General features: G+C 71.1%; 4 protein-coding genes. 1 reads left to right on the top strand and 3 read right to left on the bottom strand.

The features are described 5' to 3' along the window. Positions 1-850, top strand: an 850-nt coding sequence (locus HY68_RS17055; RefSeq protein WP_041989705.1) for a phosphatidylinositol-specific phospholipase C, incomplete at its 5' end; no start/stop codon positions are given. Between the two features lie 25 nt (positions 851-875). Here HY68_RS17055 and HY68_RS17050 read toward each other — a convergent pair. The 3 genes from HY68_RS17050 to HY68_RS17040 form a co-directional block, all read right to left on the bottom strand. Then, positions 876-1,571 (bottom strand): TetR/AcrR family transcriptional regulator, encoded by a 696-nt coding sequence (locus HY68_RS17050; protein WP_052457115.1) that lies wholly within the window; start codon positions 1,569-1,571, stop codon positions 876-878. A 112-nt stretch (positions 1,572-1,683) separates the two neighbouring features. Continuing rightward, positions 1,684-1,929: a hypothetical protein gene (locus HY68_RS17045; RefSeq protein WP_041989702.1), complete on the bottom strand. Its 246-nt coding sequence runs from the start codon at positions 1,927-1,929 to the stop codon at positions 1,684-1,686. Between the two features lie 20 nt (positions 1,930-1,949). Beyond that, on the bottom strand, positions 1,950-2,947 hold a 998-nt coding region (locus HY68_RS17040; RefSeq protein ID WP_041989699.1), incomplete at its 5' end, for a 4-alpha-glucanotransferase.

Here is a 2,947-nt window from a genome sequence, read left to right as displayed (position 1 = left end):
CGGCAGCGCCGTTCCCGCCGACTGGATGGGCGGGCTGCCCGACGCGCTGTCGCTGCTGCGGATGACCATCCCCGGCACCCACGACTCGGGCTGTACCGACCCCGACAACGGCACCGAGTGGTCACACACCCAGAACTGGGGCATCGCCGAGCAACTCCAGCGCGGCGTGCGCTTCCTGGACATCCGGGCCAACGGCCTCCAGGACCATCTCGACGACTCGTTCGGGATCTACCACGCCTCGTACTACCAGGGCATCACCTTCGACGGGGTGCTCTCGCAGTGCCGTGACTTCCTGCGGCAGCATCCGGGCGAGACGATCGTGATGCGGCTGAAGAAGGAGAACGGCACCAACAACGACGTCGGCGCGCGCTTCAAGGACGTTTTCGACGTCTACCTGGACGCCAAGGGCTGGCGCCCCTGGTTCCTCGTCACCGACCGGGTGCCGTCCCTGGGCGAGGCGCGCGGACGGATCGTCCTGATCGCCCAGTTCGACAACGACCTGCCGGTGCTGCAGTGGCCGGGCGGCGACAACGACTTCCTGACGAACGAGTGGTTCTCGCTCCAGGACATCTACCAGGGACTGTCGTCGCCGTCGCAGAAGACCGGGAAGGTGACGCAGCAGTTCGACAACGCGGCGGCGGACCAGGACTCGGCGCTGATGTACATCAACTTCACCAGCTACGCGGGCGGGGGGTGGCCGAAGTTCAACGCGGACGCGATCATGCCGGGCGTGCAGAGCTATCTGGCCGCGCGGGTGTCGGACCGTACGCATCTGGGCGTCGTGCCGATGGACTTCCCGGACTTCCACTCGGACACGCTGACCACGCTGATCGACTGGAACTGGCACTAGGCCCTGTCCGGCCGAGGACCTGGGCTCACGCGTCGGGCGGCGCGCATTCGATGCCGGTGACCGCCGTCGCCAAGGGCGCGTCGCCCGGCGTGCGGGCGGCGCTCCCGCCGGGCCCGCGGGCGGTGTGGATCCGGAGCAGTCCCTCGATGCCGCGCTGCAGGGTCTCGCCGGCCAGGACCGGGTCGCCGAGGTAGCCCGCGCTCATCGCGCCGTCGCGGAGCATGACGAAGTGCCGCCCGGCGTGGTCGGCCTGATCGGTCGTGATCTCCGCGAACAGTCCGGTGATCGTCCGCAGGAACCACGCGCGGTGCGACACGACGGCGCGGTGGACCGGGTGGGCGGGGTCGGGGAACTCCGCCGCCGCGTTGAGGAACGCGCAGCCCCGGTAGCCGGGTGAGCGGATCTGCTCGACCAGGGAGGCGCCGATGCCTCGCAGGATGTCGTCGGTCGGCACGTCCGCGGCCGTCAGCGCGCCGATCTGGGTGCGGATCGCCTGGTCGACGCTCTCGATGTACGCGACGGCCAGTTCTTCCTTGCTGCGGAAGTGGCGGTAGAAGGTCGCGTTGGTGACCTTCGCCTCGGCGACCAGACGGTCGACACCCACCGTGTGGATGCCCTCCGCGTAGAAGAGCCGCGCGGCGGTCCCCAGAAGCCGCTCCCGGGCCTCGGAGACCTTTCTGCCGGTGCCTGTACCGGATGCCGTCTGTGTCATACCGCCCATAATAGCGGGGAGAACGGTCTTTCTACCGGGTACGCCGCGCTCACTCCCCCGCGCACACAAAGGCGCCGCCCCGGCACATCGCGTGCCGTGCGGCGCCCAGCAGCTTCGAGCGTCAGCTCTGGCTCTGCTTCTGCTGCTTGCGGGACTTGTCGAGGACCGTCACCAGACCGGCGATGATGCCGAACAGCACCAGCGGTGTGAAGACGAACAGACCCAGCGTCTCGATCACGCTCAGGCCGGATCCCGGGTCGTCGCCGTCGTCCCGGGTCAGGGCCAGCGCCGGGGACGACATGAGCAGCATGATCAGCGTCGTACCGGCCGCGACGGCGCCGGCGCGCAGAGCGTTCTTCTTGTCCACGGTGCAAACGTAGCGAACGCCTACCGCCGCCGCGCGCGCGGGGGTGCCGTACGGGGGCTCAGGACGTCCATCAGGGCGCGCAGCCGGGGCGAGGCGACCAGCTCCTCCAGGGTGACCGGGCGGCCCTGCGCGTCGGCGACCGGCAGGCGCCAGTTGGGGTACTGGTCCCAGGTGCCCGGCAGGTTCTGCGGGCGGCGGTCGCCCACCGTGTCCGGCAGCCAGACGCCGACCATGCGGGCCGGGGTGCGCAGCAGGAAGCGGTAGACCGCGCGGATCTGCTCCTCCTCGTCGTCGCTGCCGTCGGTGAGCAGATCGAGTCCGGTGAGGTAGCCGAGCCATTCGGCCACCTCGGCGTGCTCCTCGGCCTGTTCCTGGGCGAGCGGCCTGGTGAGCAGGCCGAGGCGGTGCCGCAGCTCCACGTGTTCGCCGGTGAGCCGGGCGGCCGTGGACGGCAGGTCGTGGGTGGTCGCCGTGGCCACGCACCCGGCGCGCCAGGTCTCCGGCGCCAGCGGCTGTCCCGTACCGGTCCAGTCCCGCTCGAACCAGAGCACGGACGTGCCGAGCACCCCGCGCCGCTCCAGCGCCTCGCGTACGCCGGGTTCGACCGTGCCGAGGTCTTCGCCGATGACGACGGCGCCCGCGCGGTGCGCCTCCAGGGCGAGGACGGCGAGCATCGCCTCCGCGTCGTACCGGACATACGTTCCCCGGGTGGGTTCCTGGCCGGCCGGGACCCACCAGAGCCGGAACAGACCCATCACATGGTCGATCCGCAGCGCGCCCGCGTTACGCAGGAGGCCCTTGAGCAGGCCCCGGTACGGGGCGTAGCCGGAGGCGGCGAGCACGTCGGGGCGCCAGGGCGGCAGCCCCCAGTCCTGGCCGAGCGCGTTGAAGGCGTCCGGCGGGGCGCCGACGGACATCCCGGCGGCAAAGGCGTCCTGCTGGGCCCAGGCGTCGGCGCCGTCGGGGTGCACACCGACCGCCAGGTCGTGGACGATGCCGACGGCCATGCCGGCGTCGG

The organism is Streptomyces sp. AcH 505 (assembly GCF_000818175.1).
GTDB lineage: Bacteria > Actinomycetota > Actinomycetes > Streptomycetales > Streptomycetaceae > Streptomyces.
This window is presented reverse-complemented; position numbering and strand designations above follow the sequence as displayed.